Source organism: Brucella sp. NBRC 14130 (assembly GCF_040371715.1).
GTDB lineage: Bacteria > Pseudomonadota > Alphaproteobacteria > Rhizobiales > Rhizobiaceae > Brucella > Brucella intermedia.
The window spans coordinates 357765-382494 of the sequence record NZ_BAABTE010000004.1; the positions used below are offsets into that span (position 1 = coordinate 357765).

The window sequence follows — 24730 nt, forward strand, 5'->3', positions numbered from 1 at the left end:
TTCGAAAATAAAATGCCGGAGCGACCGCGTGACAAACACTGTCACGCGGTCAGAGGCGGATTATACCGTTATGAATTGAGCCATCATGCCCACATCTTCATGTTCCAGCACATGGCAATGAAACATGAATGGATGGCTTTCCGCCGCTTCACGGTCGAAATGAACCAATATTTCAGCCTTCCCATCAATCAAAGCCGTATCCTTCCAGCCCGCTTGATGTGCGGGGGGCGCTTTGCCATTCTGGGAAAGAATGCGAAACGACGCCCCATGGATATGGAATGGATGCGGCATCTCCTTCGTTGTAAGTTCCCAGATTTCCCGGGACCCAAGCTTGGCCTCTACATCGATACGACCCATGTCGAACGGTTTGCCTGCGATAACCATCGTTACACCTGATGACAAAGCGTCAAGCGCCGGACCTGCATGGGCAGAACTTCTGGCCCCGTGCATCTCATGATCCATAGCGCCAGACTGCATGGAGCTCATGTCCATACTGCCCATGTTATGCCCGGCATGAGGATCGGTGGACGGTTTTGCCATCATCAGCTTCATATTTTCCGTCATTCGCTCGTCGAAGAAGAACGAGCGGCGTTTTACGGAAAGGTTTTCGTCCGGGACGCCTGGCCCATCCAGACGATCTGGAAAGGACTTGATTTTCGCTTGCAAGGCGCTGTCCACCTCAAACCGCATCAAATGCAGATCGTCGCCACCGCTGTCATTTTCGTAGGTCAGCAAATCGACTGCCCTGCCTTGGGAAAAATCCACCAGAACCTCGTAGCGCTCACCGGGGCTGATGGACAACCTTTGGACCGGTTCCGGCTTTCCGATGAAACCGCCATCAGAGGCGATGACAAACAAGGGGCGATTATCACCGAGACGAACATGAAAATTTCGCGCATTGGCACCGTTCAGGATGCGCAAACGGACAATGGACTGAGGGACCCGCGCTTCCGGTGAAACTATACCGTTCACGATAAGCTTGTCGCCACGGAAACCATGCATCAAGTCCATAATGTCAGGCTGATAAACCCTGTCCCCCTCGATCACCCGACGATCCTGAAGCACCAGCGGAATATCATCTATACCGTAGTCTTCGGGTAGCCCGCGTGCAGCATCCTTGCCATCAGTCACGACCATGAGGCCAGCAATGCCGAGATGTGCCTGACGGGCGGTATTTCCATGCAGATGCGGATGGAACCAGTTGAACGAGGCTGGCTGATTGACCGTGATTTTCGGTTTCCATTCCGCGCCCGGCGCAATCACATTATGGGGTCCGCCGTCGAGTATGGAGGGGACGAAAAGCCCGTGCCAATGAAGCGTAGTCTCCTCATCCATGCCGTTTTCTACGGAAAGGGTGACTGTTTCACCATTCTTCAAGCGCACGAGCGGACCAAGATAGGCACCGTTGACGCCAGCCGATGCTGCTTCGCTTCCTTCTTCAAAACTGTGCCGCCCTGCCCGCACCTTGAGTTTGACGACACCCGACGCAGCCGGTTCGATCAGAGGCGGTAAGGGCAAAGGCCGTACAGCAGTCACGGTCGACGAGGCCCCCGCGCCGTGGCCCATATGCTGATGAGCGTCTTGAGCAAAGCTGTCAAATGGGCGGATGGCCGTGGCAAAGGCCGCCCCGGTCGCCAGAGCGAACAGGCGGCGGCGTGTAATTCCAGTCATGGTAAGTCTCCAGACAATAATCGTGATAGCCGCCAAACTTCGGCGGCGATTTCCAAGATCAAGCCTGAAGCGATATGGGTGGTCGCAGATCGCTGTTCGGGGATTTGCCGTTCAGCGCTGCAACGAGCGGCGGCAAACCAAAATCCTGTACAGAAACATCCGGGCGCAAATCCGTTGCCAATTGAACAACACAGCCGCACGTCATCATCACACAAGCATTCGGTGTTTTGCTGCCGTGATCCTTCGGCGCAGTTTTGCCCGCATCCGCCGAGACCGATGTGTCGTCCATCTGATGCGAAATGTTCACATGACAATCAGAAACCGTCTGCACAGACGGCGCCTCATGCGCCATGGCGTAACAAAGTTGCGCGGAAACAAGAAACAGGATTGCAAGCAACGTCACGAGCCCACGGGAAGGCAAGCGCAGGACCGCATGGTCCCGGGGTGAACCCCTCAAGCCGATATCGTACTTTGCTCGATACATGTTTACTTTCGTACAGATGACACGGGAAATTTAATCAGCCCTTGCGGCAAATGAAAGACCAGAACGCACGCTGACAGGAATTTTATCCACTTTCGCTTTTGTTTCCAAAACAGCCCATCCGAAATTACAAAATTGCTTAAAAGCCCTTTTCCGCTTGCGATTCTATATTCGCCGGCTTTAAAGAAGCCACATCTTGGGCTCCTTCCCCTAAATAGACGGCCCGCAATATTGGAACTGAAACAATGACAGTCGCTGTAGCGGTTGCTCCGCAGAAAAACTCCGCGCGCCGAGTTCTGGCCGCAAGCATGATCGGCACCACGATCGAATTTTTTGACTTCTATATTTACGCGACCGCCGCGGTGATCGTGTTCCCCCATCTGTTCTTCCCGGCAAGCGACGGCAACTCCGCGCTTCTCCAGTCTTTGGCAACCTTTGCGATTGCATTCTTTGCACGCCCCATCGGCGGAGCATTGTTCGGCCACTTCGGAGATAAGGTCGGACGCAAGGCTACGCTGGTCGCAGCGCTCATGACCATGGGTATTTCCACGGTCGCCATCGGTTTCCTGCCAACCTACGACTCCATCGGCGTCTGGGCAGCTCTTCTGCTGGCTCTGTGCCGTCTGGGCCAGGGGCTTGGTCTCGGTGGCGAGTGGGGCGGCGCGGTGCTGCTTGCAACTGAAAACGCGCCCGAAGGCAAGCGGACATGGTACGGCATGTTCCCGCAGCTCGGCGCACCCGTTGGCTTCATTCTGGCGACGGGCATCTTCCTCGTTCTGGCCGAGGCTCTCACCGAAGAACAATTTTTTGCTTTCGGCTGGCGCATTCCTTTCATAGCCAGCGCTCTTCTGGTCGGTGTGGGTTTGTTCATCCGTCTGAAGATCGCCGAAACGCCTGAATTCCAGAAAGCAATCGACAAGGCTGAACGCGTCGAAGTACCGGTCGCAACCTTGTTCAAGCAGCACAAGATGAGCCTTCTCCTAGGCACCATCGGTGCGGTTGCAACCTTCGTCCTGTTCTATCTGATGACGGTCTTTTCGCTGGGTTGGGGCACGCGCGCCCTTGGCTATAGCCGCGAGGAATTCCTTATTCTTCAGATGATCGGCGTGGTCTTCTTCGGCTTGATGATCCCTGTGGCTGCGCTGCTGTCCGACCGTTTCGGCATGCGCCCGGTCATGATTATCGTCACCGTCCTGATCGGCCTCTACGGCTTCATCATGGCGCCCCTGTTTATGGCGGGCACCGCTGGCGTCCTCGCGTTCCTCATCATCGGCTTCGGTCTGATGGGTCTTACCTATGGCCCGATCGGTGCCGCGCTCGCCGAACCATTCCCAACCTCTGTCCGTTACACCGGCGCCTCGCTGACCTTCAATCTGGCAGGCATTCTGGGTGCCTCGGTCGCACCCTATATCGCGACCTGGCTCGCAACGCACTATAGCTTCGACTATGTCGGTTATTACATGGTCGCAGCCGCCGTGGTTTCGCTGATTGGCTTTACCTTCATTTCGTTCAAGCGCGGCGAATAATAAACCGTACAAAGCAAAAAGCCCGCGTGGAGCGATCCGCGCGGGCTTTTCATTGTGAGGCGCGAGGGCCCTATTCCGTGTCGGCAGCTTCCAATGCGATAGCCACCGACTGGATGATCGATGCAAAGCGGACAGCCGTCTGGATCGCTTCCGACGACATATTTGCCTTGCGCAGAACATCCTCATGCGCATCGATGCACATGCCGCAGCCATTGATGGCAGATACCGCCAGCGACCAGAGCTCGAAGTCAACCTTGTCGACACCCGGATTACCGATCACATTCATGCGCAGCTTTGCCGGCATGGTACGGTAGTCTTTATTGGTCGCGAGATGTACGAAGCGGTAATAGACATTGTTCATGCCCATGATCGAGGCAGCCGACTTCGCGGCCTGAATGACGGAAGCATCAACTTTGGCGGTGGCTTCGCCCACAAGCGCCTTACGCACATCGACGTTGCGAGAGGCAATGCCGCACGCAACGAACAGGCCGTATTTCTGCTGTGGCGTCAGTGTTTCATCGCTTGCCATGGACGAAAGATTGAGACGGACGTCCTTGGCGAAATCCGGGATTTTCGACTTCAGGTCATCAATGGACATGGAACCCTCTTTATCTGCCATTCGGGATATCAGAGCATTTCCAGCAAAAATGCGGTGCGGTTTTGCATGGGAGAATGCGTAAAAACAAAGAAATAGAGCAGTTCCGATGTCCATGTTGGGCTGGAACTGCTTCAGATAAAAGAAAGGCGGGCCTTGACCCGCCTTTCCGCACTCGATCAGGACCTATCAAGCTGCCTTGAGCGTTTCGCCACCGACTTCGCGGTTGCACGGGCAAAGTTCATCGGTCTGCAGCGCATCGAGAACACGCAGCGTATCCTTCGGAGCACGGCCAACATTGAGGTTGGTTGCGTAAACGTGCTGGATTGTGTTGTCCGGATCGACAACAAAGGTATAGCGATACGCGACGCCATCCGGCGAGCGAACACCCAGGCCATCGACCAGCGAGCCGTTGGTGTCGGCAAACGACCAGATCGGCAGCTTGTCGAGATCCTTGTGATCACGACGCCATGCGAGCTTCACGAATTCATTGTCGGTCGAACCGCCCAGAACGACTGCGTCACGGTCTTCGAAATCAGATGCAAGACGCGCAAATTCAGCGATTTCCGTCGGGCAAACGAAGGTGAAATCCTTCGGGTAAAAGAAGATAACCTTCCACTTGCCAGCGAAGCTTGCTTCGGTGATTTCTTCAAACGCCGAAACGCCGTTTTCTTCGTGATGGTTGAAGCCGGGCTTTACGCCGGTGACCTTGAAGGAGGGGAGCTTGTCGCCGATACCGAGCATCTTATACCTGCCTTTAAAATTCGATGGTTATGCGGAATTTTCTGAATTTTCAGAATTTTCCGTTCTGCGAGTCATATATAGGGCTTCTTGCCAAATCGGTCAAAGCGATTATATCGATAAATTCCATCGATTATAACGATGGAACAAGGACTTAAGATTCGATGCTCAACATCAGTGTCCGTCAACTCCACTATTTCATGGCACTCGTCAAAGCGGGCTCCTTTTCACGAGCCGCCGAAGTCGTGGGCGTAACCCAATCAACCTTGAGTGCCGCCATTCAGGCCCTCGAGGCCGAACTTGGCGTAACGCTGATCGATCGCTCGGGCCGACGAATGCAGCTTTTGCCCGCCGGCGAAGATTTTCTGGAGCGAGCCCGCACTATCGTAGCTCTCATCGAAGAACTACCTGAACATGCGCGGCAGGCAGAACGCCCGCTGACGACCAGATTGCGGATGGGTGTCATTCCGTCGATAGCGCCTTTTTTGTTACCCAAAATTCTACCTGCGACCTCCAGGGCTTTTCCCGAACTGCAGCTCACCATTCGCGAAGGCCTCACGCGCTCCCTGCTGGACAGCTTGCGTTCGGGATCCCTCGATGTTGCGCTCGTCGCCCATCCATACGATCTCGATGAATTTGAAGTATCAGAGCTTGGTCACGATATCTTCTATCTGGCGGTGCGGCGCGATCATGCCCTGGCCAATCGCGACCGGGTCGATGCTGACGATTTGCAGGACCAGCCATTTCTCCTGCTGGAAACAGGGCATTGTCTTCGCGAACACGTCATGGCCGCCATAGGTTCCACACCGGCGCAAGCAAGCGGCGATGTTCATGCCACATCGATCACGACACTGGTGCAGCTTGTCGATTTCGGAATGGGCGTCACCCTTCTGCCGGAGGTGGCGGTCAAAGCGGGTGTCACGCGAGGAACGGAACTAAGCGTCGTTCCTTACGAGGGCAAGAACAATTACCGATCGCTGGTTCTGGTCTGGCGCTCCAATGCTGCCCGCCGCAACGAGTTCGAGCTTTTCGCGGATCATCTGCGCCGCAAATGCATGAAGCTGATCTAGAGAACTCCCCAGGCCCGAAACCGCCCGCGTCCGGTGATCTCTCTCAGATTGAGTTCCGAGATCATTTTCAGCGCACCTTGCTGTGTAACCTGCAGTTCCTTTTCCACCATCTGGCTGGAAATGACCGGGCTGCGCAGCACCATTTCCATCAGTTCCGGCAAGCGCGAATTGGACCGGCGCCCTTTGAGCTTACGCTGCATTTGTTCACGCGCCAGAAGCAACCGGTCATGCTCCTTCATGGAGAGGTCGGCAGCTTCTTCAATGCTTTCAAAAAACGTTCTGAGCCTGATCACACGGTTGGACGAGCGACGTTCATCGGGCCGTTTCGCACGCAGGCCGAGACTGATTGCCGGCAGATGGCCCGTTGCAAGACCGCTCTGGCGGAGGAGTGCGGCCGTCAGAAGCCGGCCTATCCACGATGACCGCTGCACAACCTCCAGCGAAAACCAGGCGTCATGGATCAATGCGGCTCGCATCAGCGGTGGCAGATGCCTCGTGCCCGCAAGACAATCGCGCCATTCCTGCAAACGCGCATCTTCATCCCAGTCATCGTCATAAAGCAGCCTGTCACGCGGAATCGTTTCCGGCTTGGGCCTGACGGGAGCCATGCCTTCCAGAAGAGCACCCGTCCGCGCAAGCAGACTGTCAATGTCATTGAGCAACGGATCGAAATCATCATCCGTAGCTTCGCGCGGTTCAACTTCCGAAGGGGCGAGATCGATGGATCGGCCAAGCAATTGCTGGATACCAGCGGGTCCGAGGGCCCAGTCTGCTGATTTTCCGGCAATCTGCCTGCGCATGCGCAAAACCGCATGCGCTATCGTCAAGGCATGGCTTGGCATCCGGTTGTCCATCAAGGCATCATGCAAGACCAGGTCTTCCATATGCACCAGTTCGCCCTCAAGCCACATCGAAGCGACGGCATCGTGCATATGCAACCGTTCGATCATGCCATCGTGAATAGGTGAGCGCGAAAGCCGCTCGTCGAGTCGAACCAAGGCCGCCGTAGCATTGCTCACGGGCACAAAAAACTCTTCGAACGGTAAATCATCGATCTCGTAGGCCATGTCCCGCATATCGCAGCCGATTGCGGTAAAAGGCAAACGAAATTACCGTATTACCCTAGGACCTCCGCAACCTTGACGGTGCGACCTTCCTTGACCGAACGAAGAGCAGCTTCAGCCAATGCCAAGGCCTGCAACCCGTCCTCCGCTGAAGGATAGGGTGCTTTTCCTGTATCAAGTGCGTCGATAAACGAAGCGATTTCCGCTGCATAAGCAGCCGTGTAGCGCGTCATGAAAAAATCGTGCAGAGGCGGACGGTTATAGCCCTCTCTGGAAGCTATTTCTATCGAAACGGGGCGTTGGTTTTCCGCAGAAACCGCCCCGAGTGATCCATGGACTTCAATGCGCTGGTCATAGCCATAGGAAGCGCGTCGCGAATTGGAAATGACGCACTGTCGACCGGAGGCGGTCGTCAGGATAACGCTCGCACTATCGTAATCACCGAGTTCCCCGATTTTTGGATCGACAAGAACCGAGGCCGAGGCCGATACGCTCTCGATTTCCTCCCCAAGCAGAAAACGCGCCATATCGAAATCGTGGATCGTCATGTCGCGAAAAATGCCGCCGGATACCTTGATATATTCCGCCAGTGGCGCGCCGGGATCGCGGCTGGTGATCGTCACCATTTCGACATTACCGATGCGTCCGTCTTCAATGGCTTTGCGTACTGCCGCAAAATGCGGATCGAATCGGCGATTGAAACCAAGCATCACCTTCGCGCCGCTTTCGCGAATAACTGCGAGGCAGGCGCGGACGCGCGCAATATCGAGATCAATGGGCTTTTCACAGAAAACGGCCTTGCCGACGCGCGAAAACCGTTCAATAAGATCGGCGTGGGTATTGGTCGGCGTGCATATCAGCACAGCGTCAATGTCGGCTGCCTTTTCGATAGCGTCGATACTGCGAACTTCGGCCCCGGCAGGGTCGGCAATTGCGCGTGCTGCCGCTTCATTGGCATCCGCAACGGCAACCAGTTTGGCCCGCCTGTCCGCAGCGATAGCGCCCGCATGCACCTTGCCGATACGGCCCGCACCGAGTAGCGCCAGACGTGTCACCATTGCCTCATCCTCCCCAGGAAACAGCCATCTTCATTCACCCGAAGATACACTGTAGAATATTTATTCTATTTTGCTAGAATGTGACATAAAGATTGTCAAGAGACCATATTGAAAGGCCAAGGATGGATTCCCCTGCCCCGTCACCGATGAGCGTTCCGGCAAATATCAAGGAATTCGAAGCGAAGCTGTTGGAGGTCTCCGACCGCTTGCCAAAGAGGCTCAAGCAGTGCGCCGATTTCGTTGCCGCCAATCAGGATCGTATCGCCGTGTCGACTGTTGCAGAGATGGCCGAAGGGGCGGGCGTGCAGAGTTCCGCCTTCATGCGGTTCTGCCAGATCATGGGCTTCTCCGGCTTTTCCGAAATGCAGAAGCTGTTCCGGGATTCCTATGCGGGTGGCTGGCCTGATTACTCGACCCGGTTGCAGCATTTGCGAGAAACCGCGACGGGTAGCGCCCCTGCCCTTCTTGCGGAGTTCGCCGAGGCCGGGCGCACCTCCCTCGAAGGTTTGCTGAAAACCATTGATCCACAAGCACTCGAAAAGGCTGTTCAGCTTTTGGCGAGCGCACACACAATCCATATTGTCGGAATCCGTCGCGCCTTTCCGGTCGCGAGCTATCTGGCTTACGCGCTGGAGAAAATGCACGTTCCGGCCATGCTGCACAGCGCCGTGGGCAAACTGGAAAACCTGCACGCTATTCGCGAAGGCGATGTGCTTCTGGCGATTACATTTTCCCCCTACTCGCCGGAAACGGTCGCCATGGCTGAAACCGTCGCCGCGCGGGGTATTGACGTCGTCGGCATCACGGACACCTTTGTCAGCCCCATGAGCAAATCCGCCAAGCAGACATTGCTGGTTTCCGAAGTAGATTTCGGTGCATTTCGTTCGCTCTCTGCAACGCTTTGCCTGGCTATCGCACTTGCCGTCGCCGTAGGGACACTAAGGCGAAGCGACTGACCTTCCCTGCACATTCCATTTTTCAGTTGAAATAGAATAATAAATCCATTTTAATCAAAAATGGAATAACTGCTATGTGTCATGATTCGTGCACAGCCATGCAGCAATAAGAAAATACCGAGGGAGGATGGAGTGAAGCGGCTCGACTTGATCACGATTGGCCGATCTTCGGTGGACCTGTATGGTGCGCAAGTGGGCGGCCTTCTGGAAGACATGGCCTCCTTCAACAAGTATGTCGGCGGCTCCCCCACCAATATTGCAACCGGAACTGCGCGGCTTGGCCTCAAATCGGCGTTGATCACGCGTGTCGGCGATGAGCATATGGGGCGTTTTCTACTGCGGGAACTGGAGCGGGAGGGCGTGGACACTCGGGGCATCGTTACCGACCCAGAGCGCCTGACCGCCCTGGTTATTCTCGGCATTCGCGACCAGCAGCATTTTCCCCTGATCTTCTATCGCGAAAATTGTGCCGACATGGCTTTGTGCGAGGACGATATCGATCCAGATTTCATCGTCGAAGCTGGCTGTGTATTGGCAACCGGCACACATTTATCCCATCCGAAGACGGAAGCGGCGGTCCTGAAGGCAATTCGCCTCGCCCGGGGCAATGGCAGTCGCACGGCGCTCGATATCGACTATCGCCCCAATCTCTGGGGACTTTCCGGCCACGGTGACGGCGAAAACCGTTTCATCGAATCCGCAGCCGTCACAGCCAAGCTGCAATCGACGCTTCATCTGTTTGATCTTGTCGTTGGAACAGAAGAGGAGTTCCATATCGCAGGGGGTTCGACTGATACGCTACAGGCACTGAAGGCGGTGCGTGATGTAACGAACGCAGCACTGGTCTGCAAACGCGGTCCGATGGGAGCCGTGGTTTTCGAAGGCGCGATTCCCGACAGTCTCGACGAGGGGCAGAGCGGCGAAGGTTTTCCGATTGATGTCTTCAATGTGCTGGGCGCGGGTGACGGGTTCATGTCCGGCCTTTTGCGTGGCTGGCTGAAGGACGAGGACTGGCCTACCAGCCTCAAATTCGCCAATGCCTGCGGCGCCTTTGCAGTTTCGCGGCACGGATGCACGCCAGCCTATCCGAGCTGGGAAGAGCTTCAGTATTTTTTCCGCACTGGCATTCGCAACAAGGCTTTGCGCAAGGATGCGGCCCTGGAGCAGATACATTGGTCCACCAACCGGAGCGGCGATTGGCCTCACATGCGCGTCTTCGCGTTCGACCACCGGATCCAGCTTGAAGAGATGGCCGCCGAAGCGGGTGTTTCAAACGAAAAGATCGGAGAATTCAAACAGCTGTGCTTGGATGCCGCCTTGCAGGTGGCTGACGGGGCCAAGGGCTACGGCATATTGTGCGATGGGCGGCTGGGCCGCGATGCTCTTTACAGGGCAGCAGGCACGGGCTTGTGGATCGGGCGCCCGACTGAATGGCCCGGTTCGCGTCCACTTAAACTGGAGCCGGAACTCGGACCGGACTGCGGCGGACTTGTGGAGTGGCCTGTCGAGAATGTCGTAAAATTGCTATGCTTCTATCATCCGGATGACACGGCTGAGTTCAAGGCGCAGCAGGAAGAAACTGTTTCACGTCTTTTCGCAGCCGCCCGGCGTAACCGTCTGGAATCCCTGCTCGAAATCATCCCGTCAAAAGCAGGAGCAGTCGATGACGATACGACAGCTCGTGTGATCGAGCGGTTCTACGAAATCGGGGTTTATCCCGACTGGTGGAAGCTCGAGCCTATGAAAACCAAAGCAGCCTGGGCCAATGCCTGTAACGCAATCACACGCAACGACTCCCACACACGCGGCATCGTCGTCCTGGGACTGGATGCACCCGCCGAAGAACTGGAAGCCAGCCTTGCTATCGCTGCCGACTTCGACCTTGTCAAAGGTTTTGCGGTGGGGCGCACCATCTTTGGTGACGCGGCACGCAAATGGCTGAATGGTTCGATCGGCGACGATGAAGCAATTGCCGACATGGCTACGCGCTATCGCAGCCTTTGCAACGTTTGGGACAGCGTGCGCAAATATTGAGTTCGTTCTGCCGGGAGGACGCTGGAGGAGCTATGAAAACTATTCGATTGACCGCCGCACAAGCACTGGTACGCTATCTCGCAAACCAACTGACGCCGGAAGGGGAAACTTTTATCGCGGGTGTCTGGGCTATTTTCGGCCATGGGAATGTGGCCGGGCTTGGAGAAGCGCTCCATGGCATTCGCGAAGAATTACCCACGTGGCGAGGCCACAATGAACAGACCATGGCCCATGCAGCCATTGCCTATACCAAGCAGCTTGGCCGCAAACGCGCTTGCGCTGTCACCTCCTCCATCGGCCCCGGAGCGACGAATATGGTCACGGCAGCTGCCCTTGCCCATGTAAATCGCCTGCCCGTCCTTCTCATTCCCGGTGATGTCTTTGCCAATCACGGCCCTGATCCCGTCTTGCAGCAGATCGAAGATTTCAACGACGGCACCATGACCGTGAATGACTGTTTTCGTCCGATCAGCCGCTATTTCGACAGGATCACCCGGCCGGAACAGCTTCTCACAGCCCTGCCTCGTGCCTTCCGCACAATGACCGATCCTGCCGATTGCGGGCCGGTGACGCTCGCCTTTTGTCAGGATGTACAGACGGAGGCCTATGACTGGCCGGAAGAATTCTTTGAACAAAAAGTCTGGCACTGGCGTCGTCCGCCACCGGACGAAAACGAACTGAACAGCGCAGCCACAGCGATCCAGGGAGCGCTTAAACCTGTTATCGTCGCAGGCGGTGGTGTGCATTATTCAGGCGCCCACGAAGCGTTGCGCAATTTTGCCGAAGCGCACGGCGTTCCGGTCATCGAAACGCAGGCTGGCAAATCGGCCCTGCCATGGGATCACCCACTCAATTTCGGTCCCGTGGGTGTAACCGGGGCAGACAGCGCCAATGCGATCGCCGCGGAAGCCGATCTCGTGATCGGTGTCGGCACGCGCTTTCAGGACTTCACAACCGGATCATGGGCGCTGTTCAAGCAACCCGGTCGCAAGCTCCTCTCGCTCAATGTCCAGTCCTATGACGGCTCCAAGCACGGTTCCATTCCATTGGTTGCCGACGCAAGGATCGGCCTTGAAACGCTCTCGAAAGCAATCGGCAGCTATAAGCGCCAACCCGTCAATATCGCATTGAAAGAGAAATGGTTTGCCGCAGCAGACAGTTTCACTGCTGCCCCCAGCGACGGCAACGCCTTGCCGACGGATATGCAAGTGATTGGCGCGGTACAGCGTCAGGCACGGGAAAACACTGTCGTCATGTGCGCGGCAGGCACGATGCCCGGAGAGCTCCATCAACTCTGGAAAGCTGGTCGCCCCATGTCCTATCATATGGAATATGGCTTCTCCTGCATGGGTTATGAAATTGCTGGCGGCCTTGGCATCAAGATGGCCGAACCGGACCGCGACGTCATCGTGATGGTTGGCGACGGCTCCTACATGATGGCCAATTCCGAACTCGCCACCGCCGTCATGATGGGGCAGAAGATCACTGTCGTGATCACAGACAATCGCGGTTTCGGCTGCATCAACCGGCTTCAGATGGCGACCGGCGGCGCCGAGTTCAACAACCTGCTCGACCATGCCGCCCATGTGAATCCATCGAAGATCGATTTCGCCGCCCACGCCGGAGCGATGGGCGCGGATACGAAGAAAGCAGGATCGATCCGCGAGCTGGAACATGCCCTTGCCGAAGCCCGCAACAGTCCCCGCACGACAGTCGTCATTATCGATACCGACCCCTACCCGACGCCTGAAACCGGTGGATGGTGGTGGGATGTGGCCGTGCCGGAAGTCTCGGAGCGCGAACAGGTGCGCGCTGCCCGTAAAGATTATGAAGCCAAGCTCAAAGAAAGAAACTGACCGATGATCCTCTATGGCACCAATCCAATTGCCTGGTCGAACGACGATGATCGCAGCCTCGGCGCGCACATCACCTTGGATCAATGCCTTGATGAAACCGCCGAAATCGGCTTCGACGGGATCGAGAAAGGTCATAAGTTTCCGCAGGAAGCCGACGCTCTTAAAGCCGTGCTCGAGCCGCGCAGGCTTCGCTACGTATCGGGCTGGCATTCACTCAATCTGTTAGTGAATTCCGTCGAAGAAGAAAAGAAGGCCATGCAGCCTGCGCTCGATCTTCTGAAGGCGATGGGGTCGAAGGTCATCATCGTTTGCGAAACCTCGAACGCCATTCATGGTGACAACGACAAGCCTCTATCCGAGCGTCCGGTGCTGGAAGAAGCGCGCTGGGAAGAATTTGGGGCGGGCGTCGAAGCACTGGCAGAATTTGCCGCGGCCCAAGGTATCGCGCTTGTCTACCATCATCACATGGGAACCGTGGTGCAGAGTGAAGACGAGATTGATCTTCTGATGCAGCATACCGGGCCGCACACGAAGCTTCTTCTCGATACCGGCCATTGCCTGTTCGGCGGTGGTGATCCGGAGCGGGTTGCCAAAAAGCATATGGGCCGCGTCGGTCATATTCACGCCAAGAACGTTCGCCCAGCGATAGCTACCGAGGTACGGGACCAGAGCTTGTCTTTTCTGGAGGGAGTTCGTCGCGGTGTATTCACTGTTCCCGGTGATGCAGAGGGCGGCGTCGACTTCACGCCTGTGCTGAAAGTCGCGGCTGACAAAGCCTATCAGGGCTGGCTGGTGATCGAAGCCGAACAGGACCCGGAAGTTCGCAGTCCGTACCAGTATCAGTCACTCGGGTTGAAATCACTGAAATCATTCGCACGTGAAGCAGGGCTCGACAAAGGAGACTGAGACATGGCCAATTTGTTGCGCAAGCCCAAGGGCACGCATGGAAAGGTCCACGACATCACCCCTGAAAGTGCCGAATGGGGGTATGTCGGATTCGGACTCTATCGTCTCAAGCCCGGTGAGAGCGTATCCGAAAAGACTGGATCGACCGAAGTGATCCTGGTCCTTGTGGAAGGCAAAGCCAAGATTTCCGCCTCCGGCGAGGATTTCGGTGAGATAGGCGAACGCATGAATGTGTTCGAGAAACTGCCGCCGCATTGCCTCTATGTGCCTTTTGAAAGCGACTGGCACGCGACTGCCACGACAGACTGCGTTCTGGGCGTCTGTACCGCGCCGGGCAAACCCGGCCGGAAGGCACAGAAGCTTGGGCCGGAAAATCTGACACTGGAGCAGCGCGGAAAAGGCGCCAACTCCCGTTTCATCCACAATATTGCAATGGAAGGCCGGGATGTTGCCGACAGCCTTCTTGTTACCGAGGTCTTCACACCACAGGGAAACTGGTCATCCTATCCTCCCCACAGACATGACGAAGACAATTTTCCCGATATGACCTATCTGGAAGAGACCTATTATCACCGTCTCAATCCGGCGCAGGGTTTTGGCTTCCAGCGTGTCTTCACCGAAGACGGAAGCCTTGATGAAACCATGGCGGTCGCGGATGGAGATGTCGTGCTTGTTCCAAAAGGCCATCACCCATGTGGCGCACCCTACGGCTATGAGATGTATTATCTCAATGTGATGGCCGGTCCCTTGCGCAAATGGCGGTTCAAGAACCACCCCGATCATGACTGGATTTTCCAACGGGACAACTCCTGATCCTCCTTAGGAAACCGACCGACTCGTGTAAGCTTTCGGCAAGTCCGTAGAAGACTTGCCGATTTGTTTTTGGAGGAGATCCCATTGAGTGGGCGTGTCCGTTTTCAGCTTTCGTCCGCTGTCTTTGTTATTCTGGCGCGCGGAGCAGAAATCTGCATGTTGCAGCGGAAAGAGACCGGATGGATGGATGGTTCATTCAGCCTTCCTGCAGGGGGACTTGATGGGGGCGAAACAATCCGCGCCGCAGCCATTCGCGAAGCGTTTGAGGAGACGGGCGTGGTCATCGCGCCGGAATCTCTGAAATCAGTCCACACCTTGCATAGCCTGACGGCTGGCAGCCCGTGGATAGGCCATTTCTTCCGCACCGAGGAATGGGCAGGCACCCCCACGCTATGCGAGCCGGACAAGCACGCCAATCTGCAATGGAGACACCTGGACAACCTCCCGGAAAACACCATTCCTTATGTCCGGCAGGCGCTTCTCTGCGCCGCCGGAGGCGAACTCTATTCAGAATATGGCTGGGAATAAGCGCCGAAACGCCGGGACTATCAGTCAGAGACCGGCCACTTTCTTGAGATCATCAACCGCACCGGGTGCAGCCACGAAAACCTTGTTGCCCTTGGTAAGCTTTTCTCCATCGACTGGGAAAGGATGCGCATAACCGCCGGCCTCACGCACGAGGCAAAACCCAGCCATGCAATCCCAGGCATGCATGTAGGGTTCATAATAGCCCACCAACCGGCCAGCCGCGACATAGGCTATCATCAGCGCGCCCGAACCATTGCGGATAAAGGTCCCACCCGCCTCCAGCAGATCTTCCACGATTTTGGCCACGACTTGCGGCGTCACATAGTTGTTGGCACCAATACCCGTCACCGAATTTCGGATCGTGCGGCTTGGATCGAGAACCAGCTTCTTGCCATCAAGTGTTGCGCCCAAGCCTTTTGCCGAGGCATAGAGTTCGTCAAAGCACGGGGCCTGGATTACGCCGATGACGGGCTCTCCGTCTTTCAGAACGGCAATGGAAACGCACCAGTTCGGCATGCCGTTGACAAAAGGGCTGGTGCCATCAATCGGGTCGACGACCCAGGCGTAACCTGACGTACCCTCGTTCAGCCCGTATTCCTCTCCGAGAAAGCCATCTTGCGGAAAGATTTCCGACACACGGGTGCGAATGAGCTTTTCGACGTCCCTGTCAGCAATCGATACCACATCCTGCGGGTCGCGCTTGGTTTCGATAACCAGCGTTTCACGTCGTTTGAAATAGTCGAGAGCCTTGGCGCCCGCTTCGCGCGCGATCTTTTCGGCAAGCGCCAGCCGCGCTTTTAGTTCCGGTCCGGGATGGGAAGTCATGATGGTTTTCCGATGAGAGATAAGGAGAGGCGTGACGTTTCTGCGCCTATTGATTGATAATGGCAAGCCCGCGCGTTTTGAACTCGATAGAGACATCGGTTTGTGGCGGCAGAGCCTCTTCGACCGCCGGATCGACAATGAAAAGCTTGCCGTGCTCGGTCTCGATTTCATATTCAATATGATCGCCAAGATAGGCTGAATGCGCGACACGTCCCGGGAAGCCTCCGCCGGCCCGCGGCTGTAAGCTCACGGCATTGGGACGGATTGCGAGCTGCGCCGGCCCCGGCCGGGCGTTGGGGGCAGCGACGCGGTGGATCAGTCCGCCCACACGAATGACAGCTTCGCCTCCATCCGCCGTCACTACCTCACATGGCACAACATTCGCCTCCCCCATGAAGTCCGCGATGAAAGCGGAGGCCGGTGTTTCATAGAGATCACGCGGGCTTCCCTTCTGTGCGACGTTGCCTTCCTTCATGACGATGATCGTGTCGGAAACGGCCAGCGCCTCGTCCTGATCGTGTGTCACATAGACGGCAGTAAAGCCGAGCCGCTGCTGCAACTCCCGAATTTCGGTGCGTACCCGGCGCCGCAAACGGGCGTCGAGATTTGAAAGCGGTTCATCCAGAAGCAGAACCTGTGGTTCCAGCACGAGAGCGCGGGCCACGGCCACGCGCTGCTGCTGCCCACCCGAGAGTTCGGCAGGCAGGCGATGCCCCATTCCTGCAAGACCGACGAGCTTGAGCCCCTCTTCCGCACGTTCGCGCGCTTCGGCCTTTTTCAAGCCCGAGGACTCCAGGCCGTAGGCCACATTGTCGAGCGAACTCATATGCGGGAAGAGTGCATAGGATTGGAAGACCATCGAGACGTCGCGCTCATTGGCCGGCAGATTGGTCACGTCCTTGCCACCGATCAGGATACGGCCGGACGTTGGATGTTCAAGCCCGGCCAGCAGCCGCAATGTCGTCGTCTTGCCGCAACCGGACGGGCCCAGGAGCGTCACCAACGTTCCCGGCTCCACAGTCAGGGACAAATCGGGCAAGGCAGTAAAATTACCGAATTTCTTGGTGACATTTTCAAATGTAACGGAGCCGGGACGGATCGCAGTCATGCGGCTTTCTCCTGACGAATAGTTTTGACGGGGGTGACGGCTGCAACGCGGTTCTCGCGCCTGAGCTTGCGTTCACCCACGAGAAGCTGAAAGCTGGTGATGATGACGATCATGACCACGATCAGCATCGATGAATATGCGATGGCCACACCGAACTGGCCGTTCTCGACCAGACCGACGATATAGGACGTCGCCATATTGTACTCTGCCGATACAAGGAAGATGACCGCGCTGATGGAAGTGATTGCGCGTACGAAGGAATAGACCAACGCCGCAGTGATCGCCGGGCGCAGCAGCGGCAGAATGACCTTGCGGATCGTGCGGAAGCTGTTTGCCCGCAGCGTCAGGGAGGCTTCATCAAGGCTCTTGTCGAGCTGGCTCATGGCTGCGATCCCACCACGCACGCCCACCGGCATGTTGCGGAACACGAAACATGCAATCAGGATCAGCGCTGTGCCGGTCATCTCAAGCGGCGGCAAGTTGAAGGCCATCACATAGCTGACGCCGATTACCGTTCCGGGGATGGCAAAACTCAGCATCAGGGCAAATTCGAAGACATTGCGTCCGACAAAACGCTGGCGAACGATCAGATAGGCCGTCAGCAGACCGACTGCCGCAGTGAGTGGTGCCGATAGCAGTGAAATTTCCATGGTCGTCCAGAACGAGTTCCACGCCACGCCGGTCCATGCAATGCCGTTCTCGGTCCAATTGATGGAGAAGGCCCGTGCGTAATGTTCGACCGTCAGCGTATTATCGAGTCCCCACTGTCGCACGAAGCCTCCGATGAGGATCATCGCATACACAACGACAGTGAAAACCATCCAGGGGATGACAAGGGCATAAACGCCGATTTTTAGCCCGCGCGGCAAGCCGGCATGCATTCCAGAATCACCCTTGCCGGTCACCGTGGCGAAGTTCTTGCCGGAAAGCCATACGCGTTGAAGGAGAAACGCGGTTAATGTAAAGCACAGCAGCACGATAGCGAGCACTGCAGCGCGCGACGGATCGTTTTGCGCGCCCACCACGGCAAAGAATATTTCTGTCGAGAGCACGCCATTGCTGCCGCCGAGCACCATCGGATTGCCGAAATCCGCCATGCTTTCGATGAAGGCGATGAGAAACGCATTGGCAAGGCCCGGCGCCATCAGAGGCAATGAAACCTTGCGGAACGTCCGCCAACGATCGGCGCGCAGGGTTTGCGATGCCTCTTCCATCGACGGGGACACACCTTCGACAACGCCGATCAGGACGAGGAAGGAAATGGGCGTAAACGACAGAACCTGAGCGATCCATATGCCAATGAGGCCGTAAAGCCACCGTCCGGGCTCGATACCGAACATGCTGGATAACTGCTCCGTCACGACCCCTGCGCGGCCAAAAAGCAGCGTCAGAGCAAGCCCGACGACGAAAGGCGGCGTGATGATCGGCAATATGGTGAGAAGCCGCAGTCCCTTCTTGAAAGGAAAACCCGTGCGGGTAGCGACCAGTGCAAAGGCGAGGCCCAGCACTGTGGACCCCGTCGCCGTCATCAGCGCCAGCCACAATGTGCGCCATGCAACGCCACACCGTCCTTCCCCGACAAGACAGGCCAAGCTCCAGATCGAGGAATCCTGAATATTGCCAATGAACCCCTCAGGCTTGAACGAGCCGTCGAAATCCTGCACCGACCCGGCAAACATGCTGATGACAGGATAGAAGACAAATACAGCCACCAGCGCGACAAGCAGGGTAATGGAAGAGACGACGAAAGCGTCCCCCTTCATCACGCCGCGTTCCGCCAGACCAAACGAAAAAATGAGCACAAAGCATAGGCCTGTCAGGATCGCTCCTGCGCCGAAGGCTGGCTGACCGTCTGCGAGCGTGCCGAACAGATTTTCGCTGATCGTCCAGTTCCAGCCGGAAAAGCCGATAGCCAGCCCTTGCAGCGCCAGAAATATCACACCAAGGAGGCTTGCCCAGACCAAAACGCCGCTACGACGCTCAAGAGGCAATATGAAACGGGCAGAAGCGCAGAGAAGCATGAACAGGGCGATAGCGCCAAGCCACGGACGCCCGAAGAAGGCCATTTGCCAGAAGCCCGGCGCCGTTGCACCATCGCCATACATTCCGTCCAGCCAACCGAAACTCAGAAAGCCGTCTTCAATGCGGTACCAAGGCAGCAAGACAAATGCTGCCAACGCCAGCATCAGAACAATATCCAGTCTGCGATTATGCTGTTTCATGAATGTCCGCGTCCTCCCCATGGAGATTCCAAGGAATGACCAGCGCTCCGGCTCCTGCACTATTCAGGAATACCGCTGGCAGCTCCGCCATTTGGAAATGGTGCGTCGCACAACAGGAGCGGCGCACCCGGATTTCAAGCCAACGAAAGATCAGTTGGCGTGCGCACCGATTTCCTTATCCCAGCGCTCGAGCAATTCCTTGCGCTTGGCCGGTTCGCCATACGTCTTGAAGTCATAATCAATCAGCTTGATGTCCTCGAAGCGCGGCGATTCCTTTGGCACTTCAGCCGACTTGTTCGATGGCAACTGGAAGGACTTCGCATCCTTCATGTGCGACTGCACTTCGGCGGTCAGCGCCCAGTCATACCACTTCTTGGCGTTCTCAAGATTCTTGGCACCCTTTATGATGGACATCGAGCCAATTTCATAACCGGTGCCTTCGCACGGTGCGACTGACTTGACCGGGAAGCCTTCCGCGGTCATCGAAACTGCATCGTGCATGAAGACGATGCCGATGCCTGTCTCCCCTCGCGCCGCCGACTTGACCGGGGCCGATCCGGATTTGGTGTACTGCGATACGTTCTCGTTGAGCTTCTTCAAATATTCATAAGCCTTGTCTTCGCCCATGATCTGTACGAGCGTAGCCAGCGCCGTATAGGCCGTGCCGGAAGAGTTCGGGTTGGCCATCTGGATTTCGCCCTTGTAGGATGCGTCGAGCAAATCAGCCCAGCATTTCGGCTCTTTCAGGTTTTTCTTGGCCAGAATATCAGTGTTGTAACCCCATCCGAGCGCACCGGCATAAACCCCGACCGTGCGGAATCCCGAGCTTTCGGCCTGCTTCTTGGCCCAATCATTCAGTTGCTCGAGCATCGGCGATTTATACTCAAGCGTCAGCCCTTCGGAAGCTGCCTGCAGGTGCGGATCGCCCGTGCCGGCCCACCAGATGTCTGTTTTCGGATTGCGCGCTTCGGCCCGTACCTTGGCATAGGTTTCACCGGAAGAAAGCCGGACCATGTTGACCTTGATGCCGGTATCCTTCTCGAACATGTTCTTCATCTGCTCGCAGATGACCACATCCGCCGAGCAAATGAGATTGAGATTGCCTGCGGCCTGCGCAGAAAAAGCAAATGAAGATACGCCCGCAGCGAGCGCAGCAACGAAAAATGCCGAACGCATTGTTTTCCTCCCTTTATGCGGCGCCTCCACGCCGACGCTTTTGCAAGCGTGTGCATAGTCTTTGCCTTTTATAAAAGTCTGTCAATGCCTTTGTAAATTTTATTCTGAAACCATAAAAAATAATCCAATAATTCTGTTTTAGAGCATTTCCAGCAAAAGTGTGAGACGGTTTTGTGTTGGATAATGCGCTAAAACAAACAGTTAGAGCGGTTCCGGCGATTCTGTTAGAACAGGAACCGCTCTAGGTTATCCGGTGCACAGCCATGCAAGACCGACCGAAAAAGAAAAAGGCGGCCGCAGCCGCCTTTTTTGTTCTTCCTGTCCGGCAGGGGTCAGCCGATTGCCATCAGGCTGGCATTGCCACCCGCAGCCGTGGTGTTGATCGAGGTCGAAACTTCTTCCAGAAGCCAATTGAGGCAATAGGCATCCGGGTTGTTTGCCAGTTCTTCCGAGGAAGCCGCCTGCGTCAGAACCAAAGGCCCGGGGAGCGTCGCGATCTTCTTGTTGATCTCCACGATGCGTTCGGCGTCGCCTTCAATCAGAGCACCGGCAAACGGCGCATCGGATTCCCAGTTATTGGTCCAGATCGTACGCGCTGCCACGGAAGCCGGAATATCTTTCAGAACATTCCGCAAGCCCGAAGTCTCGTCAATATAGACGGTATTACCCGTGGCAAGGGCAGCAGTCATCTGGCGATAAAGGCCCGTTTCCGTCTGCGGAACCAGCAGGATATTTCCACGCGCATGCAACGCATAAAGATTGCGCTCACCGACCGGGCCCGGCAATTCCAGATCAAGGCCGAGCGCCGAGGCGCTGCCGGTATCGCGGGCAGCCTGTGCCAGATCATTCATGCCACGATTGCCAAGCCACTTGGCAAAGTCCTTAAGCGCCGGATCGGTGTGAACCGAGCTGTGGCGCGGCGGGATCGGTGCCGTTTCCACCAAACGTCCAAGATAGAGTGGGCCACCAGCCTTGGGTCCGGTGCCGGACAGGCCGCGCCCGCCGAAAGGCTGCACACCGACAATGGCGCCAATAACATTGCGATTGATATAGATATTGCCGACACGGATACGATCCGCAACATTGGCGATGGTTTCGTCAAGACGTGTATGCAGGCCGAAAGTAAGCCCGTACCCCGTCGCGTTGATGTCGTCGATCAGACGCTCCATATCATCGCGCTTGTAGCGCACGACATGCAATACCGGGCCGAAGACTTCCCGTTTCAGATCGCGAAGCGAATTGATCTCGATGATGGTCGGCGCAACGAAAGTGCCCTTCTCGGTTTGAGCCCCAAGCGGCAGCTGTTCGACCTTGCGGCCGAGATCGCGCATAGCCTGAACGTGCTTTTCGATTATGGTCTTGGCTTCATCGGTGATGACCGGGCCAATATCGACGTTCAGCCGGTCGGTACGACCGATCGAAAGTTCCTTCAGTGCGCCCTTGAGCATGGTCAGGATGCGGTCAGCGACGTCTTCCTGGAGGCAGAGAACGCGCAGCGCCGAACAACGCTGACCGGCGCTATCAAATGCCGATGCAATCACGTCGAAAACGACCTGCTCGGCAAGCGCTGACGAATCCACGATCATTGCATTCTGACCGCCGGTTTCAGCAATGAGCGGAATAGGCTTGCCATTTGGCAACAGACGTGAGGCAAGCTGCGCCTGAATGAGACGCGCCACTTCAGTCGAACCCGTGAACATCACGCCGCATGTTTCTTCGGCAGCAACCAACGCGGCCCCAATGCGGCCATCGCCCGGCAGAAGCTGCAGCGCATCAGCCGGAATGCCAGCCTCATGCAGAATACGAACGCCCTGCGCTGCAATAAGCGGGGTTTCTTCGGCAGGCTTTGCCAGCACCGGATTGCCAGCAACAAGCGCTGCCGCAATCTGGCCTGTGAAGATCGCGAGAGGGAAATTCCATGGGCTGATGCAGACGATAGGCCCCAGCGCCTTATGGCCGACGCCCAGCGTACGCCGGGTCTGTTCCGCATAATAGCGCAGGAAGTCGATGGCTTCGCGCACTTCAGCAATCGCGTTTGGCATGGATTTGCCGGCTTCGCGCATGATGAGGCCCAGCAGAACCGGCATATCTCGCTGCATGATGTCGGCGGCACGTTCCAGACAGGCTGCACGCTCAGTAGGCGCGACCACCGACCAGCTCGCCGTTGCCTTCTTTGCTGCCTTCATGGCCTTGGCTACGTCTGCTTCGGCAATCTCCGTCACCTGGCCTACAACATCCCTGTGATCGCCGGGATTGAGCACCGGACGGCTGGTTCCCTTCACCTTGGCGCCAGCAACCTGCGGTTCCGATGTCCATGCACGATCGGCGCTGTCTTTCAGAATTTTACTCAGTTCAGCAAGCGTAGTCTCGTTCGACAGGTCGAAACCATCGGAATTCTTGCGAGCGCCATAGAGATTTTCTGGCAGGGCAATCTGATCGTGGCGTGCCCCGACAACAGCCATGGAGCGAACAACCTCAACCGGATCGGCGATCAGCTCATCAACGGAAACATTTTCATCACCAATACGGTTGACGAAGGAGGAATTCGCACCGTTTTCAAGAAGGCGGCGGACGAGATAAGCCAGCAGTGTTTCATGTGTACCGACCGGCGCATAAATGCGGGCCGGACGGCCAAGCTTGTCAGCGCCGACAACTTCATCATAAAGCGGCTCGCCCATGCCGTGCAGGCACTGGAACTCAAACTTGCCGGTTTTGAAATCCGGCCCAGCCAAATGATAGATGGTGGCCAGCGTCTGCGCATTGTGGGTCGCAAACTGCGGGAAAACGGCATCGGTCGCAGCCAGAAGCTTGCGGGCGCAGGCGATGTAGGAAACATCGGTATGTACCTTGCGCGTATAAACCGGGAAATCTTCCAGTCCGTCCACCTGCGCACGCTTGATTTCGGCATCCCAGTAAGCGCCCTTGACCAGACGAACCATGACGCGGCGTTTGTTCTGCCGCGCCAGATCAATGATGAAATCGAGCACGAACGGACAACGCTTGCCATAGGCCTGCACCACAAAGCCGATGCCTTCCCAATCTGCCAGCTCCGGATCTTGGATGAGGCTCTGCAACAGATCGAGCGACAGTTCCAGACGGTCAGCTTCTTCGGCATCGATATTGAGGCCGATATTATAAGACTTAGCGATGACAGCGAGCGCCTTCACCTTGGGCAGAAGCTCTCCCATCACGCGGTCGCTCTGTGAGCGGACGTAACGCGGATGCAGAGCAGACAGCTTGATGGAAATGCCGGGGCCATCATAAATGCCCCGACCAGCCGATGCGCGACCAATGGCGTGGATCGCGGTCTCATAATCCTTGTAATAGCGCTCAGCGTCGGCAGCAGTCGTCGCGGCTTCACCCAGCATGTCGTAGGAATAGCGGAAACCGCGTTCTTCCAACGGCCTGGCGCGTTTCAACGCTTCTTCAATGGTTTCGCCAGTGACGAACTGTTCACCCATCATGCGCATGGCCATGTCAACGCCGCGGCGAATGACAGGCTCGCCGCAACGGGCGATCAGGCGCGTCAGAGCCGCCGACAGGCCGCGATCATTAACCGTATTCGTCAGCTTGCCGGTGACGACAAGGCCCCAAGTTGCCGCGTTGACGAAGAGCGAACGCCCGCCGCCAATATGGGACTTCCAGTCGCCATTAGAAATCTTGTCGCGGATCAGCGCGTCGCGCGTCGCCATGTCGGGGATACGCAGCAGCGCTTCGGCAAGGCACATCAGCGCCACGCCTTCCTGGCTCGACAGCGAATATTCATGCACCAGACCTTCGACGCCGGTGCCCCTGTGCTTGGCGCGCAGCGCTTCAATCAGCTTGCGGGCCGTGGCACGGATCTGCTTGGCGGTTTCTTCCGGCAAAGCGGCCTGCGCAGCCAATGCGGAAACGCATTCGGCTTCAGGACGACGATAAGCGGCGGTGATCGCCTGCCTCATCGCGTTTTGCTCGCGGATCGGCGGCGCAAAATTCTGGAAAACCGGATTGGTGGGGACGGGTATGGTGTCGGTCATGGTGCAATGCTCGCAAATGAAAACAGCCCCGAGCGTCTCTGCCCAGTTTAGCTCTGCTTTATGTGGGCGCACACTAACATTTGT

Annotated in this window: 19 protein-coding genes; 8 read left to right on the top strand and 11 right to left on the bottom strand. The window is 56.6% G+C overall.

Annotation, left to right across the window (positions count from 1 at the left end):
- Window positions 1–60: 60 nt before the first annotated feature.
- Window positions 61–1671: a multicopper oxidase CueO gene (gene cueO / locus ABWW28_RS10380; RefSeq protein ID WP_353390935.1), complete on the bottom strand. Its 1611-nt coding sequence runs from the start codon at window positions 1669–1671 to the stop codon at window positions 61–63.
- Between the two features lie 58 nt (window positions 1672–1729).
- Window positions 1730–2155: a hypothetical protein gene (locus ABWW28_RS10385; RefSeq protein WP_176587616.1), complete on the bottom strand. Its 426-nt coding sequence runs from the start codon at window positions 2153–2155 to the stop codon at window positions 1730–1732.
- Window positions 2156–2397: 242 nt separating this feature from the next.
- On the opposite strand from ABWW28_RS10385, the gene ABWW28_RS10390 reads away from it, so the two are divergent.
- Window positions 2398–3678, top strand: a complete 1281-nt coding sequence (locus ABWW28_RS10390; protein ID WP_025090050.1) for an MFS transporter — start codon at window positions 2398–2400, stop codon at window positions 3676–3678.
- Between the two features lie 70 nt (window positions 3679–3748).
- On the opposite strand, the gene ahpD is transcribed toward ABWW28_RS10390, so the two are convergent.
- Both ahpD and ABWW28_RS10400 read right to left on the bottom strand, forming a co-directional pair.
- Window positions 3749–4276, bottom strand: coding sequence for an alkylhydroperoxidase, AhpD family (gene ahpD, locus ABWW28_RS10395; protein WP_176587615.1), 528 nt, complete (start codon window positions 4274–4276; stop codon window positions 3749–3751).
- 186 nt (window positions 4277–4462) lie between these two features.
- Window positions 4463–5017, bottom strand: a complete 555-nt coding sequence (locus tag ABWW28_RS10400; RefSeq protein ID WP_006469087.1) for a peroxiredoxin — start codon at window positions 5015–5017, stop codon at window positions 4463–4465.
- Window positions 5018–5178: 161 nt separating this feature from the next.
- Here ABWW28_RS10400 and ABWW28_RS10405 point away from each other — a divergent pair, with 161 nt between their 5' ends.
- Window positions 5179–6084: a hydrogen peroxide-inducible genes activator gene (locus tag ABWW28_RS10405; RefSeq protein WP_176587614.1), complete on the top strand. Its 906-nt coding sequence runs from the start codon at window positions 5179–5181 to the stop codon at window positions 6082–6084.
- Here the strand turns inward: ABWW28_RS10405 and ABWW28_RS10410 are convergent.
- Both ABWW28_RS10410 and iolG read right to left on the bottom strand, forming a co-directional pair.
- The gene (locus tag ABWW28_RS10410; protein WP_376780755.1) at window positions 6081–7160 is read right to left on the bottom strand and encodes an RHE_PE00001 family protein; all 1080 of its coding nucleotides are present in this window, start codon (window positions 7158–7160) and stop codon (window positions 6081–6083) included. The two genes, ABWW28_RS10405 and ABWW28_RS10410, sit on opposite strands and share 4 nt — an antisense overlap.
- A gap of 41 nt (window positions 7161–7201) precedes the next feature.
- On the bottom strand, window positions 7202–8206 hold the full coding sequence (gene iolG, locus ABWW28_RS10415) for an inositol 2-dehydrogenase (RefSeq protein ID WP_176587613.1): 1005 nt from the start codon (window positions 8204–8206) through the stop codon (window positions 7202–7204).
- Window positions 8207–8328: 122 nt separating this feature from the next.
- Between iolG and ABWW28_RS10420 the strand changes: the two genes are divergently transcribed.
- The 6 genes from ABWW28_RS10420 (at window position 8329) to ABWW28_RS10445 (ending at window position 15299) form a co-directional block, all read left to right on the top strand.
- Window positions 8329–9162 carry a MurR/RpiR family transcriptional regulator gene (locus tag ABWW28_RS10420; RefSeq protein WP_176587612.1) on the top strand — a complete coding sequence of 278 codons (834 nt, stop codon included), beginning with the start codon at window positions 8329–8331 and terminating at the stop codon, window positions 9160–9162.
- Between the two features lie 81 nt (window positions 9163–9243).
- Window positions 9244–11196, top strand: coding sequence for a bifunctional 5-dehydro-2-deoxygluconokinase/5-dehydro-2-deoxyphosphogluconate aldolase (locus tag ABWW28_RS10425; RefSeq protein ID WP_176587611.1), 1953 nt, complete (start codon window positions 9244–9246; stop codon window positions 11194–11196).
- Between the two features lie 32 nt (window positions 11197–11228).
- On the top strand, window positions 11229–13052 hold the full coding sequence (iolD, locus tag ABWW28_RS10430; protein ID WP_176587610.1) for a 3D-(3,5/4)-trihydroxycyclohexane-1,2-dione acylhydrolase (decyclizing): 1824 nt from the start codon (window positions 11229–11231) through the stop codon (window positions 13050–13052).
- A gap of 3 nt (window positions 13053–13055) precedes the next feature.
- A complete protein-coding gene (gene iolE / locus ABWW28_RS10435) occupies window positions 13056–13958 on the top strand; it encodes a myo-inosose-2 dehydratase (RefSeq protein WP_176587609.1) in 903 nt (300 codons plus the stop codon).
- Window positions 13959–13961: 3 nt separating this feature from the next.
- Complete coding sequence (gene iolB, locus ABWW28_RS10440) at window positions 13962–14771, top strand: 5-deoxy-glucuronate isomerase (protein ID WP_176587608.1); 810 nt, start codon at window positions 13962–13964, stop codon at window positions 14769–14771.
- 84 nt (window positions 14772–14855) lie between these two features.
- A complete protein-coding gene (locus ABWW28_RS10445) occupies window positions 14856–15299 on the top strand; it encodes an NUDIX hydrolase (RefSeq protein ID WP_176587607.1) in 444 nt (147 codons plus the stop codon).
- 24 nt (window positions 15300–15323) lie between these two features.
- Here the strand turns inward: ABWW28_RS10445 and ABWW28_RS10450 are convergent, their stop codons facing one another.
- The 5 genes from ABWW28_RS10450 to putA form a co-directional block, all read right to left on the bottom strand.
- On the bottom strand, window positions 15324–16124 hold the full coding sequence (locus ABWW28_RS10450; RefSeq protein WP_176587606.1) for an inositol monophosphatase family protein: 801 nt from the start codon (window positions 16122–16124) through the stop codon (window positions 15324–15326).
- A gap of 46 nt (window positions 16125–16170) precedes the next feature.
- Window positions 16171–17232: an ABC transporter ATP-binding protein gene (locus ABWW28_RS10455; RefSeq protein ID WP_176587605.1), complete on the bottom strand. Its 1062-nt coding sequence runs from the start codon at window positions 17230–17232 to the stop codon at window positions 16171–16173.
- Window positions 17229–19454, bottom strand: coding sequence for an ABC transporter permease (locus tag ABWW28_RS10460; protein WP_176587604.1), 2226 nt, complete (start codon window positions 19452–19454; stop codon window positions 17229–17231). Before ABWW28_RS10460 ends, ABWW28_RS10455 begins: the two co-directional genes overlap by 4 nt.
- A 150-nt stretch (window positions 19455–19604) precedes the next feature.
- Window positions 19605–20630: an ABC transporter substrate-binding protein gene (locus tag ABWW28_RS10465; RefSeq protein ID WP_176587603.1), complete on the bottom strand. Its 1026-nt coding sequence runs from the start codon at window positions 20628–20630 to the stop codon at window positions 19605–19607.
- A gap of 332 nt (window positions 20631–20962) precedes the next feature.
- Entirely contained in the window at window positions 20963–24646 is a 3684-nt protein-coding gene (gene putA / locus ABWW28_RS10470; protein ID WP_176587602.1) for a trifunctional transcriptional regulator/proline dehydrogenase/L-glutamate gamma-semialdehyde dehydrogenase, read from the bottom strand.
- Between the last annotated feature and the right edge of the window lie 84 nt (window positions 24647–24730).

Bases quoted from the DNA above. Each gene is read 5' to 3' on its own strand.
- cueO (WP_353390935.1), bottom strand. From the start codon at position 1,671: ATGACTGGAATTACACGCCGCCGCCTGTTCGCTCTGGCGACCGGGGCG.
- ABWW28_RS10385 (WP_176587616.1), bottom strand. From the start codon at position 2,155: ATGTATCGAGCAAAGTACGATATCGGCTTGAGGGGTTCACCCCGGGAC.
- ABWW28_RS10390 (WP_025090050.1), top strand. From the start codon at position 2,398: ATGACAGTCGCTGTAGCGGTTGCTCCGCAGAAAAACTCCGCGCGCCGA.
- ahpD (WP_176587615.1), bottom strand. From the start codon at position 4,276: ATGTCCATTGATGACCTGAAGTCGAAAATCCCGGATTTCGCCAAGGAC.
- ABWW28_RS10400 (WP_006469087.1), bottom strand. From the start codon at position 5,017: ATGCTCGGTATCGGCGACAAGCTCCCCTCCTTCAAGGTCACCGGCGTA.
- ABWW28_RS10405 (WP_176587614.1), top strand. From the start codon at position 5,179: ATGCTCAACATCAGTGTCCGTCAACTCCACTATTTCATGGCACTCGTC.
- ABWW28_RS10410 (WP_376780755.1), bottom strand. From the start codon at position 7,160: ATGCGGGACATGGCCTACGAGATCGATGATTTACCGTTCGAAGAGTTT.
- iolG (WP_176587613.1), bottom strand. From the start codon at position 8,206: ATGGTGACACGTCTGGCGCTACTCGGTGCGGGCCGTATCGGCAAGGTG.
- ABWW28_RS10420 (WP_176587612.1), top strand. From the start codon at position 8,329: ATGGATTCCCCTGCCCCGTCACCGATGAGCGTTCCGGCAAATATCAAG.
- ABWW28_RS10425 (WP_176587611.1), top strand. From the start codon at position 9,244: ATGATTCGTGCACAGCCATGCAGCAATAAGAAAATACCGAGGGAGGAT.
- iolD (WP_176587610.1), top strand. From the start codon at position 11,229: ATGAAAACTATTCGATTGACCGCCGCACAAGCACTGGTACGCTATCTC.
- iolE (WP_176587609.1), top strand. From the start codon at position 13,056: ATGATCCTCTATGGCACCAATCCAATTGCCTGGTCGAACGACGATGAT.
- iolB (WP_176587608.1), top strand. From the start codon at position 13,962: ATGGCCAATTTGTTGCGCAAGCCCAAGGGCACGCATGGAAAGGTCCAC.
- ABWW28_RS10450 (WP_176587606.1), bottom strand. From the start codon at position 16,124: ATGACTTCCCATCCCGGACCGGAACTAAAAGCGCGGCTGGCGCTTGCC.
- ABWW28_RS10455 (WP_176587605.1), bottom strand. From the start codon at position 17,232: ATGACTGCGATCCGTCCCGGCTCCGTTACATTTGAAAATGTCACCAAG.
- ABWW28_RS10460 (WP_176587604.1), bottom strand. From the start codon at position 19,454: ATGAAACAGCATAATCGCAGACTGGATATTGTTCTGATGCTGGCGTTG.
- ABWW28_RS10465 (WP_176587603.1), bottom strand. From the start codon at position 20,630: ATGCGTTCGGCATTTTTCGTTGCTGCGCTCGCTGCGGGCGTATCTTCA.
- putA (WP_176587602.1), bottom strand. From the start codon at position 24,646: ATGACCGACACCATACCCGTCCCCACCAATCCGGTTTTCCAGAATTTT.